This window comes from Conexibacter sp. S30A1 (assembly GCF_023330665.1).
Classification (GTDB): domain Bacteria; phylum Actinomycetota; class Thermoleophilia; order Solirubrobacterales; family Solirubrobacteraceae; genus Palsa-465.
The window spans coordinates 496400-516787 of the sequence record NZ_CP097127.1 but is presented as its reverse complement, the minus strand read 5'-3'; the positions used below and the strand labels follow the sequence as shown (position 1 = coordinate 516787).

At 68.4% G+C, this 20388-nt stretch carries 22 protein-coding genes and 1 tRNA gene; 4 read left to right on the top strand and 19 right to left on the bottom strand.

Annotated elements, in window-relative coordinates:
• The first annotated feature begins 7 nt into the window (after nucleotides 1-7).
• Nucleotides 8-1093: an FAD-binding oxidoreductase gene (locus tag M3M54_RS02600; protein ID WP_249020624.1), complete on the top strand. Its 1086-nt coding sequence runs from the start codon at nucleotides 8-10 to the stop codon at nucleotides 1091-1093.
• Between the two features lie 149 nt (nucleotides 1094-1242).
• Here M3M54_RS02600 and M3M54_RS02595 read toward each other — a convergent pair whose 3' ends face one another.
• The 14 genes from M3M54_RS02595 to thrS all read right to left on the bottom strand — a co-directional run bounded on the left by M3M54_RS02595 (nucleotide 1243) and on the right by thrS (nucleotide 15639).
• Nucleotides 1243-1740 carry a hypothetical protein gene (locus M3M54_RS02595; RefSeq protein ID WP_249020623.1) on the bottom strand — a complete coding sequence of 166 codons (498 nt, stop codon included), beginning with the start codon at nucleotides 1738-1740 and terminating at the stop codon, nucleotides 1243-1245.
• 8 nt (nucleotides 1741-1748) lie between these two features.
• Entirely contained in the window at nucleotides 1749-2549 is an 801-nt protein-coding gene (locus M3M54_RS02590; protein WP_249020622.1) for a ParA family protein, read from the bottom strand.
• A gap of 21 nt (nucleotides 2550-2570) precedes the next feature.
• The gene (locus M3M54_RS02585) at nucleotides 2571-3743 is read right to left on the bottom strand and encodes a CHAD domain-containing protein (RefSeq protein WP_249020621.1); all 1173 of its coding nucleotides are present in this window, start codon (nucleotides 3741-3743) and stop codon (nucleotides 2571-2573) included.
• 1 nt (nucleotide 3744) lies between these two features.
• Complete coding sequence (locus tag M3M54_RS02580) at nucleotides 3745-4902, bottom strand: acetylornithine/succinylornithine family transaminase (RefSeq protein ID WP_249020620.1); 1158 nt, start codon at nucleotides 4900-4902, stop codon at nucleotides 3745-3747.
• On the bottom strand, nucleotides 4899-5774 hold the full coding sequence (gene argB, locus M3M54_RS02575; protein WP_249020619.1) for an acetylglutamate kinase: 876 nt from the start codon (nucleotides 5772-5774) through the stop codon (nucleotides 4899-4901). Before argB ends, M3M54_RS02580 begins: the two co-directional genes overlap by 4 nt.
• Nucleotides 5771-7015, bottom strand: a complete 1245-nt coding sequence (argJ, locus tag M3M54_RS02570) for a bifunctional glutamate N-acetyltransferase/amino-acid acetyltransferase ArgJ (RefSeq protein ID WP_249020618.1) — start codon at nucleotides 7013-7015, stop codon at nucleotides 5771-5773. Before argJ ends, argB begins: the two co-directional genes overlap by 4 nt.
• Nucleotides 7012-8028, bottom strand: a complete 1017-nt coding sequence (gene argC / locus M3M54_RS02565; protein ID WP_249020617.1) for an N-acetyl-gamma-glutamyl-phosphate reductase — start codon at nucleotides 8026-8028, stop codon at nucleotides 7012-7014. Before argC ends, argJ begins: the two co-directional genes overlap by 4 nt.
• Nucleotides 8015-10429, bottom strand: coding sequence for a phenylalanine--tRNA ligase subunit beta (pheT, locus tag M3M54_RS02560; protein WP_249020616.1), 2415 nt, complete (start codon nucleotides 10427-10429; stop codon nucleotides 8015-8017). Before pheT ends, argC begins: the two co-directional genes overlap by 14 nt.
• On the bottom strand, nucleotides 10426-11475 hold the full coding sequence (gene pheS / locus M3M54_RS02555; protein ID WP_371878637.1) for a phenylalanine--tRNA ligase subunit alpha: 1050 nt from the start codon (nucleotides 11473-11475) through the stop codon (nucleotides 10426-10428). Before pheS ends, pheT begins: the two co-directional genes overlap by 4 nt.
• Nucleotides 11476-11493: 18 nt before the next feature.
• The gene (locus M3M54_RS02550; protein WP_249020614.1) at nucleotides 11494-12222 is read right to left on the bottom strand and encodes an RNA methyltransferase; all 729 of its coding nucleotides are present in this window, start codon (nucleotides 12220-12222) and stop codon (nucleotides 11494-11496) included.
• A gap of 75 nt (nucleotides 12223-12297) precedes the next feature.
• Entirely contained in the window at nucleotides 12298-12660 is a 363-nt protein-coding gene (gene rplT, locus M3M54_RS02545) for a 50S ribosomal protein L20 (protein WP_249020613.1), read from the bottom strand.
• Complete coding sequence (rpmI, locus tag M3M54_RS02540; protein WP_249020612.1) at nucleotides 12657-12860, bottom strand: 50S ribosomal protein L35; 204 nt, start codon at nucleotides 12858-12860, stop codon at nucleotides 12657-12659. Before rpmI ends, rplT begins: the two co-directional genes overlap by 4 nt.
• A gap of 63 nt (nucleotides 12861-12923) precedes the next feature.
• Nucleotides 12924-13574 carry a translation initiation factor IF-3 gene (gene infC, locus M3M54_RS02535; protein WP_249020611.1) on the bottom strand — a complete coding sequence of 217 codons (651 nt, stop codon included), beginning with the start codon at nucleotides 13572-13574 and terminating at the stop codon, nucleotides 12924-12926.
• A gap of 121 nt (nucleotides 13575-13695) precedes the next feature.
• A complete protein-coding gene (gene thrS / locus M3M54_RS02530) occupies nucleotides 13696-15639 on the bottom strand; it encodes a threonine--tRNA ligase (protein WP_249020610.1) in 1944 nt (647 codons plus the stop codon).
• 108 nt (nucleotides 15640-15747) lie between these two features.
• Here thrS and M3M54_RS02525 point away from each other — a divergent pair, with 108 nt between their 5' ends.
• Nucleotides 15748-16707 (top strand): hypothetical protein, encoded by a 960-nt coding sequence (locus M3M54_RS02525; protein ID WP_249020609.1) that lies wholly within the window; start codon nucleotides 15748-15750, stop codon nucleotides 16705-16707.
• Nucleotides 16708-16796: 89 nt separating this feature from the next.
• Nucleotides 16797-16869, top strand: a tRNA-Val gene (locus M3M54_RS02520).
• Nucleotides 16870-17236: 367 nt separating this feature from the next.
• On the opposite strand, the gene M3M54_RS02515 is transcribed toward M3M54_RS02520, so the two are convergent.
• Genes M3M54_RS02515 through M3M54_RS02505 form a run of 3 tightly spaced genes read right to left on the bottom strand, consistent with a single transcriptional unit; the run spans nucleotide 17237 to nucleotide 18211 of the window.
• Complete coding sequence (locus M3M54_RS02515) at nucleotides 17237-17380, bottom strand: hypothetical protein (protein ID WP_249020608.1); 144 nt, start codon at nucleotides 17378-17380, stop codon at nucleotides 17237-17239.
• Between the two features lie 39 nt (nucleotides 17381-17419).
• Nucleotides 17420-17914, bottom strand: coding sequence for a GNAT family N-acetyltransferase (locus M3M54_RS02510; protein WP_249020607.1), 495 nt, complete (start codon nucleotides 17912-17914; stop codon nucleotides 17420-17422).
• Between the two features lie 15 nt (nucleotides 17915-17929).
• A complete protein-coding gene (locus M3M54_RS02505) occupies nucleotides 17930-18211 on the bottom strand; it encodes a DUF1778 domain-containing protein (protein WP_249020606.1) in 282 nt (93 codons plus the stop codon).
• 208 nt (nucleotides 18212-18419) lie between these two features.
• On the opposite strand from M3M54_RS02505, the gene M3M54_RS02500 reads away from it, so the two are divergent.
• On the top strand, nucleotides 18420-19427 hold the full coding sequence (locus tag M3M54_RS02500) for an IS110 family transposase (RefSeq protein ID WP_249020605.1): 1008 nt from the start codon (nucleotides 18420-18422) through the stop codon (nucleotides 19425-19427).
• Here M3M54_RS02500 and M3M54_RS02495 read toward each other — a convergent pair.
• Both M3M54_RS02495 and M3M54_RS02490 read right to left on the bottom strand, forming a co-directional pair.
• Nucleotides 19384-19842, bottom strand: a complete 459-nt coding sequence (locus M3M54_RS02495; RefSeq protein WP_249020604.1) for a carboxymuconolactone decarboxylase family protein — start codon at nucleotides 19840-19842, stop codon at nucleotides 19384-19386. The two genes, M3M54_RS02500 and M3M54_RS02495, sit on opposite strands and share 44 nt — an antisense overlap.
• A 206-nt stretch (nucleotides 19843-20048) precedes the next feature.
• A complete protein-coding gene (locus M3M54_RS02490; RefSeq protein WP_249020603.1) occupies nucleotides 20049-20387 on the bottom strand; it encodes a VOC family protein in 339 nt (112 codons plus the stop codon).
• Between the last annotated feature and the right edge of the window lies 1 nt (nucleotide 20388).

Below are 20388 nucleotides of genomic sequence, written 5' to 3'. Positions count from 1 at the left end.
CTGGCTGATGGCTTCAGACGTTGCGATCATCGGCGCCGGGATCGTCGGCTGCGCCAGCGCGTACTTCCTCGCCCAGCACGGTATGTCGGTGACCGTGCTCGACCGGTCGGGGATCGGAGCCGGTGCGTCGGGGCGCAATAACGGCCTGGTCGAGCACACCTACGACGCGCTCACGACCGCGCTCTATGAGGAGAACGTGGCGCTGCTTGGCGAGTTCCTCGGCGCGGCGATGCCGGGCGAGCCGGTCGGCGCGATGCTGCTGGTCGAGGACGAAGCGACCGCGCGCGAGCTGGCGGCCCACTACGGCAGCTTTCCCGAGCTCGCGCCCGCGGTGCTCGACCCCCAGCAGGCGCTTGCGGAGGAGCCGCTCCTGGCCGGCGACATGTGGGGCTGTCTGCTGCACACGGGCTATCCGATCAGCCCGCTCACCGCGACCGAGACGGTGGCCGAGCACGCCCGTGCGGCGGGCGTGCGCTTTCTGCTGGGCGAGGCCGCCGATCTGGCGGCGCTACGACGCACGCACGGCGAGGTCGTGGTCGCCGCCGGCACAGGCACCGGGCCAGCCCTGGATGGGCTGATCGACGCCGGTGCGGTCACGCCGCTGTGGGGGGTGATCGTGCTGGTGGAGCTCACCCGCCACCCCCGGCACGCGCTGATCGAGGGGACGCTCACGCGCGGGCTGCTGGCAGGCGCGATCGATGACGTGGCACCGTTCACGCTGCTCGACAGCCCGAGCTGGCTGGCGGTCGGCTCGACATTGCTGGCGGGTGAGGAGCCGCGCGGCGAGGACTGGGGCCCGCGGCTGCTCGACCGCGGACCACGGTTCGTACCGTCGCTCGCCCAGGCGCGCGTGCGCTCGACGCTCGTCTGCGCGCGCCCCAAGTCCTTTGACAACCGTCCGTTGCTGGGGCGAGTCCCAGGGCAGGAGCATCTGTGGATCGCCTCCGGGCACGGCGGGCGCGGGCTTTCGCTGGGGCTCGCCTCCGGGCGCCTGCTCGCCGACGCCATCAGCGCAGGCGATGAGCGCCTGATCCCCGAGCCGTTGTCAAGCGCCAGGCTCGAGCACCCCGGCGGGCGAGCTGACCGACCGTGAGCCAACGCTGACCACCCCTGCGCCCCAAATCAGACGCCCTCGCCCTGATTTGGGTAAAACCGAGCGTCTCAGGCGCACCGGATGCACAAACTGGCGGGCCGGCGCGAGCTTTGGGGCGTAGGTGATGTCCCCAGCCCCAGCTTGGAGGCTCAGTGGATGAACGCGGTGCGACCGTCGCCCACGTCGAGGATGCCCGTGGCACCGGCGGCGGTTATGAACCGCAGCTGCGCGTGCAGAGCCGCCGTCACCGTGGCAGGCGATGCGGGCCGCAGCAGCGTCACCGCACCGCTGCCACGGATGACCACGCGCGCGCTGCGGTGGCGGTGAGCGCTCACTTGCACGATCAGGAGCAGTCCGTCAGCGCGGTTCGATGCCTCGCTTCCCGCGTACACGGCCACCTGCTCTGCACCGCCCGAGACCAGCCAGCCGTTCGTGTAGACCAGACCGGAGGCTGAGGGCGGGCGGACCTGAACGCCAAACTGGACCACCGGCGGGCGTCCGCGTGTGCGGGCACGACCGGCGATCAGGCTGAAGAGGACGATCACCACGACGAGCGTGGCCGCGACGACCCAGCTGCGGTGACGCACAACCCGGTCGGCGACGCGCGGCCGGCCAGGCTGAGGTGATTTCTGATCCTCGTCGGACAACTGCGGGCCTAGCTCCCGGCGGGCGGCGCGGAGGGGCGCAGCCGCCGCTCGATCTCGGTCCAGAGCGCCACGTAGGCCACAGCTGCCGCGCTGGCGGGCGCGAATACGTTCACCGGGTTGCGCTCCTCCCCCATCAGCTCCACCTCGTCAGCGGTGGGTATCGCAACCCCGAGCACCGTCAGCTGGTCGATGCCGCGCAGGCGCTCCATCACCTGCAGGTGCAGCGGGCGACTGACATCCGCCATCGAGAAGAAGGCGAACGTCGCGGTGCCACTGCGGCGCCCGACCTTACCTGCGCGCGTCAGCTCCTCAAGCTGCTCATAGGCACGCGAGGAAAGCGTGGCTGGGATCACCGGGACGAGCAGCGCGTCGGACGCCTCAAACACCGCCTCGGACACCAGCGAAATGCTCGGCGGGCAGTCCAGGAAGATGTAATCGTAGTCAGCCCGCAGTGGCGCAAGCACCTTGCGCAGGCGGGCGGCCGGCTTCTTGAACTGGTCAAGCGCGAGGTCGAGGTGACGGTAGGAGAAGTCGGCCGGCAACAGGTCGAGACGCTCGTGGTCGGTGGCCTTGATGTGGTCGCGAGCCGAATTGCGCTTGCGCAGCAGCCCCCGCCCGCCACCCTTGACCTTCGGGCGCACGCGAAAGAGGTAGGTGCTGGCCGCCTGCGGGTCGAGGTCCCACAGCAGCGTCTGGTGCCCGGCCGCAGCCGCGAGGTAGGCGAGGTTGACGGCGGCGGAGGTTTTGCCGACCCCGCCCTTGATGTTGTAGGTGGCAATCACCCTGGTGTCGCGCTGTGGGTTGGTCATCGGGTCGCTCTCTCAGATCAGTCAATCGAATACTCGCGCCACCAGCTTGCGCTGTCGTGCGGACGCGAAGACGTTGAAGCTCGACTCGAAGTGCTCACGAGCCTCTGCCTGCTGGGTCTCAAGCCTGGCAATCACGGCGCCGGTGGCAAGCAGCGCGGCGGCGCCACCCGCCTGCGCGGCCAGCTCGGGCGCGAGCTGCCGCAGCGTCGTGGCGTGTACCGCACAATCCTGGTGGCGTCCGAGCACGTCCTGCAGCTCCTTGAGCGCCGTGATCAGCTCGCTCACGGCGGTGTTGTCGAACAACGCCAAGCCGAAGAGCTCAAGCAGATAGCGGAGCTCCTTGCCCTGCTTGCGCAGAGCATGGTATGCCTGCGGCTCCATGGGTGCGCTGATCGCGCCGCCGGCGCGGACGATGCTGCGGTGCAGACGACGGATCCGTGCCGCGGCGAGCTCCGCCACCGGGAGCGCCGCCGCGGGCGCCCGTTGCGCGGCATCCTGCGCCAGGCGCGTGAGGGTCCTGTCAAGCTGCGCGGCCCGCGGGCTGCGCAACGTCACCGTCATCTCGGCCCGTGCGCGAGCGAGCCGGCGCTCCAGCAGCAGGCGCACAGGCGCCAGCTCCGCGGTCGCCGGGTCGAGCGTCACGAGCAGCACCTCCAGGTCGCGTGTGGCGCCGGTCTGGGCGCCAAGCCAGCGCAGCTCTGCCACGATGCGCGCGGCTGGCTCCGGCAAAAACGCGGCGCGCATCTGCCGCACAACGCTCCGTGCCCGCCGGTTGGCGACCCGCAGGTCGTGCAGGAACTCCGGGTCCTCGCCCACCAGCACGCCCGGAAGGTTCGCCTGCTGGATCTCGAGCAGGCGTTGCAGAACCCGCGCCGCCGCCACGTTTGCGGGCTCATCCACCACCATCGGCACGCGCGCCTGCTTCCACTGCCAGGACGGACGCAGGCCCCCGCGCTCAAGCCAGCAGCGGATCCGCTCGCACTTGCGCTCGTAGCCGCGCAGCGGCGTGAGCGTGAGCCACTGACTGCCGCCGGCCAGCACCCGCACCCGGATACGACAGACCAACTTCTGGCGTTCGTCACGCACGTCGATAACGCCGTCCGGCGCCCGCGTCACCCCGTAGCTTGGCGGTAACGCCGCCCGCACCTGCGCCGCCGCGTCAGCGTACGTGAAGAGCTCGCCGCGAGCGCTCACGCTAGGCCAGCCGCGCGAGACACGCGAGGGCCTCGTCGATCTGGTCCTCCGTGACGATCAGCGGTGGTTCCAGCCGCAGGCTCGAGGGGCCGGTGGCGTTCAGAACCAGGTGCTGTTCCGAGAGCGCGCGCCGCGCGAGTTCGACGGCTGACACGCCGGGCACGAGCTCGGCGCCGACCAGCAGCCCCCGCCCGCGCACGGACTGAACGTACGGCAGCTCCGCGAGCCCGGCCATCAGCCGCTCGCCCGCGCTCCTGACATGCTCGAGCAGAGCCTCCTCGGAGCAGATCTCAAGCGCGACCAGCGCCGCCGCGCAGGCGACAGGACCGCCGGCGAAGGTGGAGCCGTGGTCGCCGGGACGCAGCGTGTCGGCCAGGCGCGCGCCGGTCACCAGCGCGCCGATCGGCAGGCCGCCGCCCAGTGCTTTGGCGCTGGTCAGGGCGTCCGGCACAACGCCGGTCTGCTGATAGGCCCAGAGCGTCCCGGTGCGCCCCATGCCGGTCTGCACCTCGTCGAAGATCAGCACCGCGCCGGCCGCGTCGCAGGCGCGGCGCGCAGCGGCGAGCAGCTCCTCTGAGAGCGGCAGCACACCGGCCTCCCCCTGGATCGGTTCGAGCAGAACGGCGGCGGTCCGCGGCGTGACGGCTGCCGCCAGCGCGGCGGGATCCTTCTCGCAGGCCACAAAGCCCGGGACGAGCGGCGCAAACGGCGCCTGTTTTGCCTCCTGCGGGGTGGCCGATAGCGCCCCGTAGGTGCGGCCGTGGAAGGCGTCGCGCAGCACGACGATCTCCCCGCCCGGACGGTGGCGCCGAGCGAGCTTGATTGCGGCCTCGTTGGCCTCCGCGCCCGAGTTGCAGAGAAAGACCTTGCCGCCCAGGGAGCTCTCTGAGAGCGCGGCCGAAAGCCGCATGGCCGGCTCGGTGTAGTAGAGGTTTGAGACGTGCGTGAGCTGCGCCGCCTGCTGCGTGACGGCGGCGATCACCCGAGGATGACAGTGGCCGACGTTGAGCACGGAGATGCCGGCCAGAAAGTCAAGGTACTCGTTGCCCTGATCGTCCCACAGCCTGACACCGTCCCCACGAACGAACGCCACGGGGCTGCGCGCGTAGGTCGGGATCGCGTAGCGGCGCTCCAGCGCCTGAAGCTCGGAGAGCGTCACAGCTGGCCACCAAAGGAGCTGATCTTGGTGCCCGAGCCGGCGTCGGTGAAGAGTTCCGTGAGCAGCGAGTGCGGCACGCGTCCGTCCACGATGTAGGCGGCGCTGACCCCGGCGCGCACGGCCTCCAGGCACGCGTTCAGCTTCGGTCGCATCCCGCCTGAGACGCCGGGCAGCGCTTGCTCAAGCGCATCCGCGCCGACCTCGGAGATCAGGCTCTCCGGATCGTTCGGGTCACGCAGCCAGCCGGCCACATCGGTCATGAACATCACCTTGTAGGCACCCAGCGCTGCGGCGACCGCAGCGGCCGCGTCGTCGGCGTTGATGTTGTACGAGTTACCGTCAGCGTCCGCACCGACGCTCGCGATCACCGGTATGTAGTCGGCGGCGATGTGGGTGATCACACCGGTGTTGACGTGGTCGATGTGACCGACGAAGCCAATGTCGGCGCCGCTTGGCGCAGACATGCGGCTGGCGCGAAACAGCAGGCCGTCGTCACCGCTCAGGCCGACCGCCGGCTGACCGTGTCGGTTTATCTGGAGCACGATGTCCTTGTTCACCTTGCCGACCAGCACCATCTTCACAAGCTCGACGGTCTGCTCGTCGGAGACCCGCAGACCGTCCACGAAGCGCACCGGGAGGTCCAGGCGCTGCATGTAAGAGGTGATCTCCGGACCGCCGCCGTGCACCACCACCGGGTTCATGCCCACATACTTGAGCAACACCACGTCGCGAGCGAACTCGTCCTTGAGCAGCGGGTCGACCATCGCCGCGCCGCCGTATTTGATCACCACGGTCTTGCCGTAAAACTCGCGGATGTAGGGCAGCGCCTCGAGCAGCGTCTCCACATCGCGTTTGGGGCGCGGCTGGTTCACGTCGTGTACTCCGCGTTGATCGTCACATACTCGTGGCCGAGATCTGAGAAGTAGCGCTCAGCCTCGGCGCCTTCGCCGGGCAGCACAACCTCGTATTCGACCTCATCGCCCGACACCGCTTCGGCGAGCGCCCGCTGGTCGTAGGCGACGTAGGCTCCGTTGACGCAGACGACGATGCCCTCGATCGAGATGTCAACGTGAAGAGGCGCCATGCCCGGCAGCACAGCCCCGACGACCTGGATGATCCTCCCCCAGTTCGGATCGCCGCCGTAGAGGGCTGTCTTGACCAGTGGCGAGTCGCCGATCGCGTGCGCGAGGCGATCAGCGACGTGCTGGTCGCCGCCCTTGACCACCACCCTGCCGACGCGGCGTGCGCCCTCGCCGTCCTTGACCACCAGCAGCGCGATCTGCCGCATGGCGGCATCGAGAGCCTCGCCAAAGGCGCGTTCGTCGGCCGTCTTGGGCTCGATTCGCACACCGGAGGCGCCCGAGGCGAGCAGCACAATCGTGTCCGAGGTGGAGAGCTGGCCGTCGACGCTGATGCGCTCAAACGAACGCTTGGTGCAGACCGACAGCAGCAGGTCAGCCTCCTCGGGCTCGATGACGGCATCCGTTTGCACGAACACCAGCAGCGTCGCGAACTTCGGCGAGATCATCCCGGCGCCCTTGGCCTGCACGCTGAGGCGCACGCTGCCGGCGCTCAGCGCCACGTCGAGCGTGACCTGCTTGGGGAAGGCGTCGGTGGTGCGGATAGCCTGCGCGAAGTCATCGCCGCCGGCGGGCCGCAGCTCGCCACCAAGGCGTGGGAGCCCGTCGAGGATGCGCTCGACGGGCAGCGGCACGCCGATCACGCCGGTGGAGGCCACGGCCACCTGGTGGCGGTCAACGCCCGCCGCTGCCGCCGCGGCCGCTGCCATCGCGGCAGCGTCGTCGAGCCCCCGGGCACCGGTCGCGGCGTTGGCGTTGCCGGAGTTGACAACCACGGCACGCAGCTGCCAGAGCTTTGCCTCCCGCAGGCTGTAGAGCACCGGCGCCGACTGGGTGCCCGAGCGGCTGAAGCGGGCCGCGCTGGTCGTGGCCGGCGCGTCGGAGACGATCAGTCCAAGGTCCATGGCGCCGTCAGCCTTCACACCGCAGGCGCCGCCAGCCGCCCGGAAACCCTTCGGCAGCAGGCCATCTGAAGCCTCACTGACGTTAGCCGGGGCGCTGACCCAGCGCGACTGAAAGAACGAGCCGCTCACCTGGTGATGCCGGTCCCCTCCGGCAGGCCGAACATCAGGTTCAGGTTCTGAACCGCCTGCGAGGCGGTGCCCTTCCAGAGGTTGTCGATCGCTGCGAACACGATCACACGTCCGGTGCGCTCGTCACGGAAGACCGCAATCCGGCAGATGTTGGTCTCGCGCACGGCGCGAACCCCCGGCGGCTCGTTCGCGAGCTCCACGAACTGCTCGTGGTCGTAGGCGTCGTGGTAGAGGCGGTGCAGCTGCTCGAGCGTGACCTGCGGGTCGCTCAGCGTCACGTAACAGGACACAAGCTCGCCCTGGTCAAGCGGCAGCAGATGGGGCGTGAACGTGATTTGCAGGCTGCTGCCGAGCGCCGCAAGCTCCTGCTCAATCTCCGGCGTGTGACGATGACGCGGCACACCGTAGGCGTTGACGTTCTCGTCGACGGTGACGAAGTGGGTCTTCTCGCTCGCCGTCCGGCCGGCACCCGAGACCCCCGACTTGGCGTCGACGACGAGCTCCGCGATGAGGCCCTCCCGCGCGAGCGGCGCGAGGGCGAGGATCGTGGCCGTGGGGTAGCAGCCGGGGTTGGCGACCAGGTCGCAAGCCGCAATCTGCGCGCGATAGAGCTCGGGAAGCCCGTAGACCGCGCCGGCGAGCAGTCCGGGCTCCGGGTGTGGCAGATACCACTCCTCGTAGGTGGCAAGGTCACGCAGGCGGAAGTCGGCACTCAGGTCGACGACCCGTACGCCACGGGCGTACAAAGCCGCCACAAACTGGGCCGCGGCGCCATGCGGGTAGGCGACAATCGCAGCGTCGACCTGCGCGTGACGCTCAAGGTCGGCCTCCTCGAGCAGCATCGGCACGCGATGCTGAGGATAGAGCTCGTCGATCCGGCGGCCCACGTCGGCGCGGGCGGTGACGTGACGCAGCTCAAACACGGGGTGTTCGTGCAGCAGCCGGGCCGCCAGCGAGCCGGCATAGCCGCCGGCCCCGAACACGGCCACCGTCGGCTGACTACTGGGCGTCACGGATCCTCCCGCCGAGCTGCCCGTCCACAGCGGCGATGATCAGTTGGCGCTGGCGCGCAACCTCCTCGTCGGTGAGCGTGCGATCGCCGGCCGCGAAGCTGAGGCGCACGGCCACGGACTTCAGGTCGGCGCCGAGCCGCTGCTCGTCACGAAAGACGTCGAAGACCTCGCTCGAGCGAAGCAGCGGCGCACCGGCGCTGTCGATCACGGCGAGCAACTCGCTGGCGGGCACGTGCTCCCCGACGACGATCGCCAGATCCTCGTGAACGGCCGGGAAGCTCGTCAGGTCTGCGAAGGCATGCGGGCCCGGTGGCTCGATCGCCGAGAGGTCGATCTCGAAGGCGGCGACCGTCTCGCTCAGGCCCCAGCCTGATGCCACCCGTGGGTGAATCTCGCCCACCCAGCCGACACCGGCGGCCCCGACCTGCACCGTAGCCCGACGCCCGGGATGCAGGAATGGGTGTTCGGACCCGGCCATGAGCTGCCACGGGACGCCGGCGCTAGCGAGCACCGCACCCAGCAGGCCCTTGGCGGCGAAGAAGTCCGCCTGCGGCGGGTGCTGCTCGCGCCAGGTGGGTGCCCGCACAGCGCCGCAGACGAGCGCCGCCAGGTGGTGCGGCTCGCGCGCGACACCGCTGACCCCGGAGCTGTCCGGCAGATAGACCGCCCCCGACTCGAACAGGGCAAGCCTGGTGGCACCGCGTGCGTGGTTGCGGGCGGCCACGTCGAGCAGCGAGGCGATCAGACCCGTGCGCATCCGCGCCTGCTCCGAGGACATCGGGTTGGCAAGCTCGACCGCGGGCTCGCCGTCCAGCAGCAGCCGCGCGGAGACGTCCGGCGCTTGAAAGCTCCAGCCGACGATCTCGTGCAGGCCATGGGCGGCCAACCCATCCTCCAGCCTGCGCCGCAGACGCTGTGGGGCCGTGAGCCGTCCAAAGGCGGTCCGGCGTGCAGGCAGGGTGGCTGGCAGGCTCTCGAGCCCCGCGAGCCGCGAGACCTCCTCGATCAGGTCCGCCTCGCGTGTCACATCCGCGCGTCGAAAGTCCGGCACGGTGACGTCCAGGCCATCGGCGGCGTCGGCGGTCCCGAAACTGATCGTCTGAAGCAGTTCGCGGCAACGGGCGCGCGGGACGCTCATGCCGAGCAACCGCTCGATGCGCGCGTCGCGCAGATGGATCGTCACTGGCGGGGGCGGGGGCGCGCCAAGGTCAAGCGTGCCCGGCCGGACGGTGGCGCCACAGAGATCTTGAAAGAGCCTGGTGGCGACAGCCTGGGCCCAGAGCGTCTGCTCGCGCGCAAGGCCCTTTTCAAAACGGGTTGAAGCCTCGCTGCGCAGCCCCAGCGCCTGCGAGGTCGCATGGATGTTCGGCCCGTTCCAGGTCGCCGCCTCGCTGAGGATGCTGGTCGTCTGGTCAGAAACCTCGGAGCGCCCGCCGCCCATCACCCCGGCGATCGAGGTTGGGCCGTCACCGTCCTCGATCACGACCGCCCGCTCGCTCAGCGTGCGTTGCTGGCCGTCGAGCGTCTGGATCCGCTCTCCGTCATGGGCAGTGCGAACCGTCAGCCGCCCGCCGGCGATGCGCTCCCGGTCGAAGGCATGCATCGGCTGACCGGTCAGCAGCATCACGTAGTTGGTGATGTCGACGACGTTCGAGATCGGGCGCTGTCCGCAGGCCATCAGGCGGGCCTTCAGCCACAGCGGGCTCGGGCCGACGCGCACACCGTCGAAGATGCGCGCGGTGAAGCGGGGGCACAGCTCATCGCCTGCCTGGTTGACGATCGTGATGCCGTCGAGCACGCCGAAGCTGCCCGGGTCGTACTCCCAAGGGGCGGGGCGCAACTGTGCTCCTGTGGCGGCGGCAACCTCGCGCGCCACCCCGTAGATCGACAGGCAGTCGGGACGGTTGGGCGTGATCTCGAGGACGAGTACTTCGGTGGCGATCGGGGCAACATCGGCCAGCGGCGTGCCGGGCGCGTGAGCTTGATCGAGCACCATGATGCCGGTGTGTTCGTCGCTGATCTGGAGCTCGCGCTCGGAGAGGATCATGCCCTGCGACACGATGCCGCGCAGCTTGGCCTTCTGCAGCCTGGTGCCGTCCGGCATCACCGCACCGGGGCGTGCCACACCGACCGTTTGGCCGGCGGCCACGTTCGGAGCGCCGCAGATGATCTGCGCCGGTGTGGAGCCGCCGGTGTCGACCATGCAGACGCTGAGCCGGTCGGCATCCGGGTGTTTGCGCCGCTCGAGCACGTGGCCGACCACGAAGTGCTCGAGCTCGCTCACACCGTGGTGCTCCACCCGCTCCACCTCGGTCCCGGTCAGCGCCAGACGCTGAGCAAGCGTGTGGGCGTCCATGTGCAGCTCGCAGTACTCGCGCAGCCACTCCATCGGCACCCTCATGCGAATTGCTCCAGAAAACGGATGTCGTTGTCGTAGAAGAGGCGCAGGTCGCTGACGCCATGCTTGAGCATCGCGATCCGCTCGATTCCCATCCCGAAGGCGAAGCCCTGCACGCGCTCCGGGTCGTAGCCGTTGCCGGCCACGTAGGCGAGCACGTTCGGGTCGACCATGCCGGAGCCGAGGATCTCAAGCCAGCCTGTCCCCTTGCAGATGCCGCAGCGCTCGCCGCCCGCCACGACGCCGCCCGAGCAGTTGAAGCAGGAGACATCCACCTCCACGCTCGGTTCGGTGAACGGGAAGAAGTGCGGCCGCAGGCGGATTTCGCGCTCGGGCCCGAAGATCGCGCGCGCGAACGCGAGCAGTGTTCCCTTGAGATCGGCCAGCGTGATGTCCTCATCGACCGCCAGACCCTCCACCTGGTGAAACTGCGGCGTGTGCGTGAGGTCGGAGTCGCGCCGGTACACGCGGCCGGGCACGATCAGATAGACCGGCGGCGGGCTGAGCTCCATCGCTCTGATCTGCATCGGGCTCGTGTGCGTGCGCAGCAGCACCTCGTCGGAGATGTAGAACGTGTCACTCCAGGCCCGCGCGGGGTGCTGGGCGTCGTGGTTGAGAGCGTCGAAGTTGTAGCTGACGGTCTCGATCTCTGGCCCCTCGGCGACGTTGAAGCCCAGCCCGATGAAGACATCCTCGATCTCGCGCCGGGTCTGGGTGATGAGGTGCAGACGGCCGATCGCGGGCAGCGGGTCGCCCGGCAGCGTCACGTCGACACGCTCAGCTTGCAGGCGCGCATCGAGCTCGCTCACAGCAAGCTCTCCGGCGCGCTGATCGAGCAGTGAATCGATCGCCCGGCGGGCCCGGTTGGCGGCGCTGCCGACGGCCGATCGCTGATCCGCAGGCAGCTGCGCGACCTCGCGCAGCAGATTTGGCAGCTCTGCCTTGCGCCCGAGGTAGCGAACGCGCAGCTCCTCGATCTCGGCACTCGATGCGGCGACAGCAGCCGCCGCCTGCGCCTCACGCTCGAGCTGCTCGATCCGGTCGGTCACGCTCATGTCCCGCTGATCCTACGAGTTGCTGTCCCGGGACAGCTCGTACATGGCGATGGCGGCAGCCACGGCTGCGTTCAGCGACTCGGTGGCGATCGGAATTTGCGCCTCGTGGTCGGCGTGACCAAGCAGCTCCCCACCGAGTCCTTCCCGCTCCGCGCCGATCATCAGGGTCACCGTGCCGGCGCGCTCAAGCTCTCTGACCACGGCTGAAAGCGGGCGGGTTGCGCGCGCATCCAACGCGAGCTTGACGCCCGGTAGCGCTGCCACGGACGCCGACACGACCGGAACGCTGAAGATCGCGCCCATGCTCGCCCGCACCGCCCGCGGGCTGAAGGGATCGGCACTGCCCGGACCGAGCGCCACACAACCGGCGCCAAACGCGGCTGCCGAGCGCAGCACGGCACCGACGTTGGCAGGGTCAGACAGGCCGTGCAGATAGACGCAGAGGCCGTTTGAGTGAGCCAGCGCGCCGCCCTCGAGCCAGCGCTCCCGGTAGACGGCCAGCGTCCGCGTGCCCGAGGCGAGCTCGCTGACAGAGCGCAACACGGCCGGGTCAACCTCGATCCCCGGCAGGCCGCTACCGCTCGCCGCAAAGCGCTCGACCGGCTCCCAACCGGCCGCGTCGGCGGCGCTCAGCAGGTCCTCGCCCTCGGCGACGAAGAGCCCGAGCCGCTCACGCTCGCGGCGGCGCGCGCGCAGCTTGCGGACGGTCTTCAGCTTGTCGTTGTGAGGGCTTGTGATCATCGTGATGTCAGGAACGAAAAAGGGCGCCGTCCCGTGGGAGCGGCGCCCTGTGGCGGTGCTGGTCTGCGGCGCTGCTCAGCCGACGGCCAGCGCCTCCTGGGCGCGTTGCGCGATACGTCGGAAGGTCTCGGCGTCGTGCACGGCGATGTCAGCCAGGACCTTGCGGTCAAGCTCGACGCCCGCCAGCTCAAGGCCATGGATGAGCTGCGAGTAGGACAGCCCGTTGAGCCTGGCAGCGGCATTTATGCGCGTGATCCACAGCCGGCGGAAGTCCCGCTTGCGGTTGCGGCGATCGCGATAACGGTACTGGTCGGCCTTGAGCACAGCCTCCTTGGCCACCCGGTAGCGACGCGAGGCGTCGCCGCGGAAGCCCTTGGCCATCTCCAGGGTCTCACGGCGCTTCTTGCGCGCGTGCACAGAACGCTTGACGCGGCTCATGACTTCTTGGCTCCCAGCAGTGTCTTGACCCGCGGCGCGTCGTGATCGGAGAGGATCACCGGGCTCGCGAGGTTGCGCTTGTACTTGGGCGACTTCTTCTCGAGGATGTGACTCGAGAACGCGTGGCGGGCCTTGACCTTGCCGGTCGCGGTCAGCTTGAAGCGCTTCTTAGCGCCGGAATGGGTCTTCATCTTGGGCATGATCGGCCGCTCAGTAAAGCAGATCGCGTCAGTCGCCGCTGGCGCCGTCCAAGCCGCAGCGGTTCAGGCGCGCGCTGAAGGCGTGGCCGACGCGGACTCGCTTTCGGCGGCCATCGCGTCTCGCTGCTGGCGGCGCGGCTTCTTCTCGCCCGCCTCGGCGTGCGCGGTCTCGGCGTGCGCCTCCTCGGCCGCCAGGATGGCCTTGGAGGGCGAGAGCATCATCGTCATGTTGCGCCCGTCCTGCACCGGCGTCTGCTCGACGACCGCCAGCTCCCCGAGCTCCTCGGCCAGGCGGTTCAGGAGCGCCACGCCGCGCTCAGGGTGCGTGACCTCGCGACCGCGAAACATGATCGTCACCTTGACCTTGTCCTTGGCTCGCAGGAAGCGCTCGACATGCCCCTTCTTGGTGTCGTAGTCAGCCTGCGCGATCTTCGGCCGCAACTTGATCTCGCGGATCGTGATCTGCTGCTGATGCTTGCGTGCAGCCTTCTGCTTCTGCGCCTGCTCGTACTTGTACTTCGAGTAGTCGAGCACGCGGCAGACGGGCGGGCGGGCCTCCGGGGCCACCTCGACAAGGTCGAGGTCACGCTCTTGTGCGTAACTGAGCGCCTCGCTGGTCTTGACCACGCCGATCTGTTTCCCGTCGTCGCCGATCAGGCGTACCTCGGGAACGCGGATGCGATCGTTGATCCGTGTCTGGTCACGCTCCGGCATGCGCCGGTCGAACCTGCGTGGAACCGGCACTAGCTGTTGTTGCGGCGCTGCGTCAAGCGGGGCCGGGCCGGTCTCGGTGAAGCTTCTCTATCAACGCCTGCGAAGTATAGCCGCGCCGCGGTCAAGTCAAGCTACGGCTTGTGATCAGATCGTGGACCATGGCGAGGAAATCCTCGATCGGGACCGATCCCTTGTCGCCACCGCGGTGCTCGCGCACGCCAACCTCGCCGGCCTGCTGCTCCCGATCGCCGACGATCAGCATGAACGGGACCTTGCGCAGCTCCCCTTCGCGGATCTTGCGGGCGACCGACTCGCTGCGATCGTCGAGCTCGGCCCGTACGCCGGCGGCGACCAGCCGCTCGCGCACACTCTCGCCGTAGGCGTTGTGGCGGTCTGAGATCGGCAGTACCAGCGCCTGCAGCGGAGCCATCCAAAAGGGCAGCTGACCCCCGAAGTGCTCAAGCAGGATCCCGATGAAACGTTCATATGAGCCCATCAGCGCACGGTGGATCATCACCGGCCGGTGCGCTGCGTTGTCGGCGCCGGTGTAGGTGAGGTCAAAACGCTCCGGGAAGTTGTAGTCGAGCTGACAGGTGCCGAGCTGCCAGGAGCGGCCGAGCGAGTCGGTCATGTGGATATCGATCTTCGGGCCATAGAAGGCACCGTCACCCGGGTTGACCGTGTACTCCAGCCCCAGGCTCGCGAGTGCGTTCTCGAGTGCCAGCTCGCTCCTGTCCCATAGCTCGTCGGAGCCGATCCGCTGATCAGGCCGGGTGGAGAGCTCCAGGCGCAGGTCGAGCCCGAATAGACCGTAGGTTTCGAACGCGAACCGCAGCACAGCGGCGACCTCATCCTGGATCTGGTCCTCGGTGCAGAAGATGTGCGCGTCGTCCTGAGCGAAGTGACGCGCGCGCAGCAGGCCGTGCAGCGTGCCGCTGGGCTCGTTGCGATGCAGCAACCCTGGCTCGGAGTAGCGGATCGGCAGGTCGCGATAGGAGTGCGCCTGCATCAGATACAGCTGGCAGTGGCCGGGGCAGTTCATCGGCTTGATCGCCAGCTGCCGGTCCTCTGACTCCGTGACGAACATCTCCTCGCGGTACTTGTCCCAGTGGCCTGAGGTCTTCCACAGCGAGCTGTCGAACAGCTGCGGCGTCTTGACCTCCGTGTAGCCGCGCGTCAAGCCCATCTCGCGGCTGAGACGGACCAGCTCGTTGTATACGGCGGTGCCGGCCGGAAACCAGAACGCCGAGCCCGGCGCCGTCTCTGAGAAGCCAAACATGCCGAGTTCGCGGCCAAGCTTGCGATGGTCGTTGCGGCGCGCCAGCTCCAGGCGCTCGAGGTGCACGTCAAGGTCCTTGGCGGAGAAGAACGCGGTCCCGTACACGCGCGTCAACATCTTGTTGTGCGAGTCACCGCGCCAATAGGCGCCGGCCACCGATTGCAGCTTGAAGGCTCTGATGCGGCCCGTGCTGGGCGCGTGCGGGCCGCGGCAGAGGTCGACGAAATCGCCGTTGCGATAGAGGCTCACGGTCTCAAGCGGCGCGTCGGCGGGGGCATTCTTCACGAGATCCTCGATCAGCTCCACCTTGTAGGACTGGCCTTCAGCCCGGTAGCGGTCGAGCGCGACCGCTACCGGGACGTCCTCGCGCACGAAGCGCTCGTCCGCAGCTATGTGCTCGCGCATCCGCGCTTCGATCGCGGGCAAGTCCTCCTCCCCCACGCTGACACCGGCCGGCAGCTCGAGGTCGTAATAGAAGCCGTTCTGGATCGGCGGCCCGATCGCGATCTGAACCCCCGGGTAGAGCTCGAGCATCGTCTCGGCGAAGACGTGCGCAGCATCGTGGCGGATCAGCGCCAGGGCGTCATCGCCGCTGCGCTCGGTGATGATCTCGATGCGACGCTCCCCGTCCGTGGGCAGCTCGCGCGCGAGGTCGTAGGTGACACCGTCTACCTTCACGGCCAACGCCGCCCGAGCGAGCCCGGGGCCGATCGCAGCGGCTGCGTCAGCGCCGGTGGCGCCATCGGGCAGGCTAAGCCGGTCGTCATTGGGCAGCACGTATTCCATAGCGCTGGATCGTAGGGGCCAGCGAGCGCCTTCGCGTTACCGCCCAAGCCAGACGCAGTATGGCGCCGATCATTGATCCCGCCGATAGCGACTGCTAACTTCGCGCCGGTGCACATCCCTCCACGCCGCGCCCGTTCACGCGTGTCCCTGGCGAGCGGCGCGCTTGCCGGAGTTGCCGCCCTCGCGATTGCGGGGTGCGGGGCCGCTGCTCACAGCGCTGGTTCCTCTGGCGGTTCAGGCAAGCGCACAAAGCCTGCGGTCACGCCGGCAGCGGCAATCGCGCGTGCCGCCGATATCTCTGGTTCGACCAGCGGGTTCGCGCTGCGCTTTTCCACGGTTGAGAGCATTCCAGGCGCGGGCACCGAGCGGGTCTCTGGCTCGGGTGCGTTCTCAACGCCCAATCACGGAGGCACACTGAACCTGGTCGTCCACGCCGCCGGACAGAGCTACTCGATGCAGGAGATCGTCCGCGGCAAGACGTTCTACTTCAAGCTGCCGAGCGCGCTGTCGGCGCGCATCCCGGGAAGCAAGCCTTGGTGGAAGTTCGATCTCAGCCAGCTCGCCGGCCATTCGCCACTGTCGAGCTTCTCATCGATCACAAACAGCTCGTTCAGCAACCCCGCCGACACGCTGGACTACCTGAAGGGCGAAGCCAGCAGCGTCCAAGACCTCGGGCCGACCACCGTGGACGGGGTAGCGACCACCGAGTACCGGTTGAAGCTCGACCTTCATAAGGCAGGCGTCGGCGAGCCCACAGCAACCCGCGCGGCGCTGCAGCGCGTGCTGGACAGCGCTGCCGGCAAGTTGGTCAACGCCACGTCCATCCCGGCGACAGTGTGGGTGGATGGCGCCCAGCGGGTGCGCAAGCTGACGGTGTCGGTTGCCATCCGGCCACCGGGTAGCGGTCAAGCCATCACGACGACGACCACGCTCGACATCACCGACTACGGCCCACAGCCGGCGCCGGCGGCTCCACCCGCAGGTCAGACCGTCAACCTGCTGTCGCTGTTGCAGTCTGCCTCGAGCACCGCTTCAGGCGCCGTTACGGGCGCCACGCCGGGCGGCTGAGCGGCCGCTGCCGTCTCGACGGGGCGCCGCGCGCCCCGCTGACATCTTGCGGCGCGCGTGGCTATCTCCCGCTACATTTACCGCTCCCAGGGCGATTAGCTCAGCTGGGAGAGCGCCACCTTGACATGGTGGAGGTCACTGGTTCGAGCCCAGTATCGCCCATCGGCGAAGTTCCTGTATATAGGCGCTTTTTGAGCTGCAGTGGCAGCGTCGAGAGGCCAAGATAGGTCCATGGCTACCAAACGCTTCGCGAATCGGGCGGCCGGCGGCGCTGGCTGCTGATCGGTCCTCGCCCATGATCGCCGATACAACCCGACCCAGCGAACTCATCCAGCGGGTCCGGTGCTGCGGGCTGCAATGGCCGTATGACGCGATCCTCCCTTATCTCCACGACCCATCGCCCGCGGGCACCGATCGGCGATTCCGCCAACACAAGTGAAAGACGCGCGCAGGCTCGTGATCAACGCACCCGTGACCACCACCGCCAGCGGTCTGGTGAGCGCCGCACTGAAGCTCGAGACGATCCGCCTCAGACGAGCTGCTGCTCGGCACGATCGCGCTGACGCTGCCGTTCGCGCTCGGGATCACCACCCAGGACGTGCGCGCCCGCCTGCACCGATCGGCGACGGTCCGCGCCGAAGAGCGCCGTCGCGGAGTTGAGAATCGTCGCCAAGGCTCAAGCCCGTCAAGTCAGGGCGCGGTGTGAAAGCGATCATGTGCCCCGGAGCGCGGCCGCCACATCAGAGGCCTTGCGGAACAGGCGTGCGGGTCGACTTGGGGCGGCGCGGAATCCGTGATGCTCGTAGAAGCGCCGTGCGCGTTCGTCGATCGCGTCGACGACGATCAGTCTGCCGCCGGCGATCTCGATCGCGTCCGTGGCTCGGGTGAGTGCATCGAGCAGCAGGCTGGCGCCCAGTCCCTGACCGTGGAGTCGGCGGTCAAGCGCGAGCCGCGCGAGCAGGATCGCTGGGATGCTGCGCAGAGCGCCGTGGCTGAGCTTTGAGGGCAGATCGTCGCGGCGGACCTCATGCGGGCAGAGGCTGAAGTAGCCGATGACCGTGTTCGTCTCTGTCCAAACATAGGTCCGGGCGATTCCCATCGCGTCCGCCGTCAGCGCGGAGCCCGCGAGCCAATGATCGAGCGTTTCATCGCCGCACGCGAAGGCGGCCAGGTCATGCCGCTCCGCGATCCGCTCCGAGAGGTACACGACTGTCTGGTGTGCTCAGGCGCGCCGGAAACGCGGTCGGTCCTGCTCGCGGCGGGCGGCCGCTGCCAGTTCGGGCATCGGCTCCGCGGGCGCATCAAGACTCTCGAGCAGCCGGTCAAAATAGTCGCTGGGGACCGACGTGTAGGCGTGCTCGGCGATCACCCGCTCGGCCTTCTCCGCTGCCGCAGCGACCATGAAGCCACTCACGGACGTGCGCTCGAGCGTGCTTGCGTACCGGATTCGCTCGGCGCTGTCCGGGTCGATCCGCGCCTCGATCCGCTCTGTACGAGAAGCCATACCGGACATTGTACGGCAGTGCCGAATGAGAGGCAAGCCGACCGACAGATGCGGCGACGGATGGTCGCAAACGCGATAGCGGGCCGCCAGCCGTCCGGATCACGAAAGCGACTGTCATGAAGGCGGTGGCTGCAGCGGTTCGGTGAGACATCGGGCCTCCCGCGAAGAATCTGTGCTTCGGCGAGAAGTAATCCTCGAAGGAGGCCTCATGCAGTATGTCGGGATCGATTGGGGCACCCGCAGGGCGGCGAGGTGTGCGTTTGATGAGCGTGGCGAGATGCTCGAGGGAACGGTGTCCGCGAACGTTGACGGGCTTGCTCGCATCGTCCGCGCCGTCGGCCCTGAGGCTTATGGGTGCGTGGAGATGATGAGCGGCGCGGTGCGGGTGCGTGAGCAGCTACGGGCCTGCGGCTGGCGGTTCGCGGTCGCCGACGCACGGAAGGTGAAGGCGATCGCTCCGTTGGCGTGCAAGACCGACAAGGTCGATGCTCGTGTGTTGGCACAGCTCGCAGCGCGTGACTTGGTGGCCGAGCTGTGGGTCCCGTCACTTGGTGATCGCGAGTTGCGTGAGCGCCTGAGACGCCGTGAGCATCTCGTGCACCTGCGCACCTCGGCGCGTAACCGGATGTTCGGGTTGCTGACGCAGTGGGGTTTGCGTGGCAGCCTGACCACGCTGCGCAAGCCCGGTGCGCTTGAGCGCCTGGCGGAGCGTGACGTGCCGGCGGTGTGGATCGGATCGATCCGCACTTTGCTTGAGGTCGTCGACGATCTCGACCGTCAGATCACCCAGATCGCGCTCGAGCTGCGTCCGATTGCTCGCACTGACCCGCGGGTCCGGTTGCTGGTCACAGTCCCCGGGCTCGGCTACCTGCTCGCGCTCACGATCGTCGCGGAGATCGGTGACATCTCACGCTTACCCAGTGCCCGGAAGCTGATCGGCTACGCCGGGCTGGCGCCGACGATCAAGCAGTCCGGGCAGAGCTCATGGGTCGGCCCGATCTCCAAGGCCGGCTCACCGATGCTGCGCTGGGCCGCAGTCGAAGCCGCCCAACACGCATGGCGGCCGACCAACCCTTGGAACCAGCTTTGCATCAAGACCAAGGCCCGGCATGGCAAGGCCAACCCGGCCAAGAGTGCCACGGTGTCACCGGTCCACGATCGTGGGCAGCCCGCTATTGGGCCCACGATCCCGCTACTTGGCGTGTGGGGATGTTGAGGCGGTTGAAGAGGTTGGTCGTGGCGATTGACAGAAGAAGCGCGGCGAGTCCCTTCTCGTCGTAATGCTCGGCGGCGTGCTCCCAGATGGTGTCCGAGACGGGGTCGGCTCGGTCCGCCAGTCGGGTGACGGCTTCGGTGAGAGCCAGCGCGGCCCGTTCGTCGTCGGAGAAGTAGGGTGCGTCTCGCCACGCGGCCACGGTGGCGAGACGGTCCTCGGTCTCGCCCGCCTTTCTGGCTTGCGCGGCACCGGATTGCACGCACGAGCTGCAGCCGTTGATCTGGCTGGCCCGGAGGTGAACGAGGGCCAACGTCGTGGAAGGCACGCCACCCCTGTGAGTGGCGCGAGCCAGTTCCTGAATGGCCGGCATTTCCTCGGGAATGAGTCCGACTGGGTTGTTCATACGTTGCTGCATCATGGTTCCCTCTTGGTGCGGTGAGTGCATGTGGAGATCACCGACCGACATCGCGGGTCGGTGGTGTACTGGCGCTCGGATGGCCGAACCATCGGTCGCCTGCGCCGGATGGGAGGTTGGTTTGTCGGGCTGCCGACCGGCCTCGGACGGCGGAGCGGTTACCGCGCCAGCCCGTCGGCTCCGAGGCCGGGACGCCTGGTCTCGTGTTAGTTGCGCTGAACGAGGCCGAGGATGGTGCCGTCGGGGTCGCTGACGGTCGCGACGAGATTGCCGCCGCCGACGTCTCGCGGCTGATCGACGAGCGTGGCGCCCGCGTCCTGGGCTTGCTCCAGGGCGGCCTGGATGTCAGGGACGCGGATGTGCGCGACCGGCACGGTCGGGCCGTCCTCGGTTCGGGGGGTGAGGCCGATCTCGACGCCGTTCACGTTGAAGCCGACGTAGTAGGGCTGATCGGTGTGCGGCTCGGTGCCGAGCAGCGCGCGGTGGATGGTCTTAGCGGCATTGAGGTCGCTGACCGTGTAGAGGATGTTGTCGAAGGTGTTCATG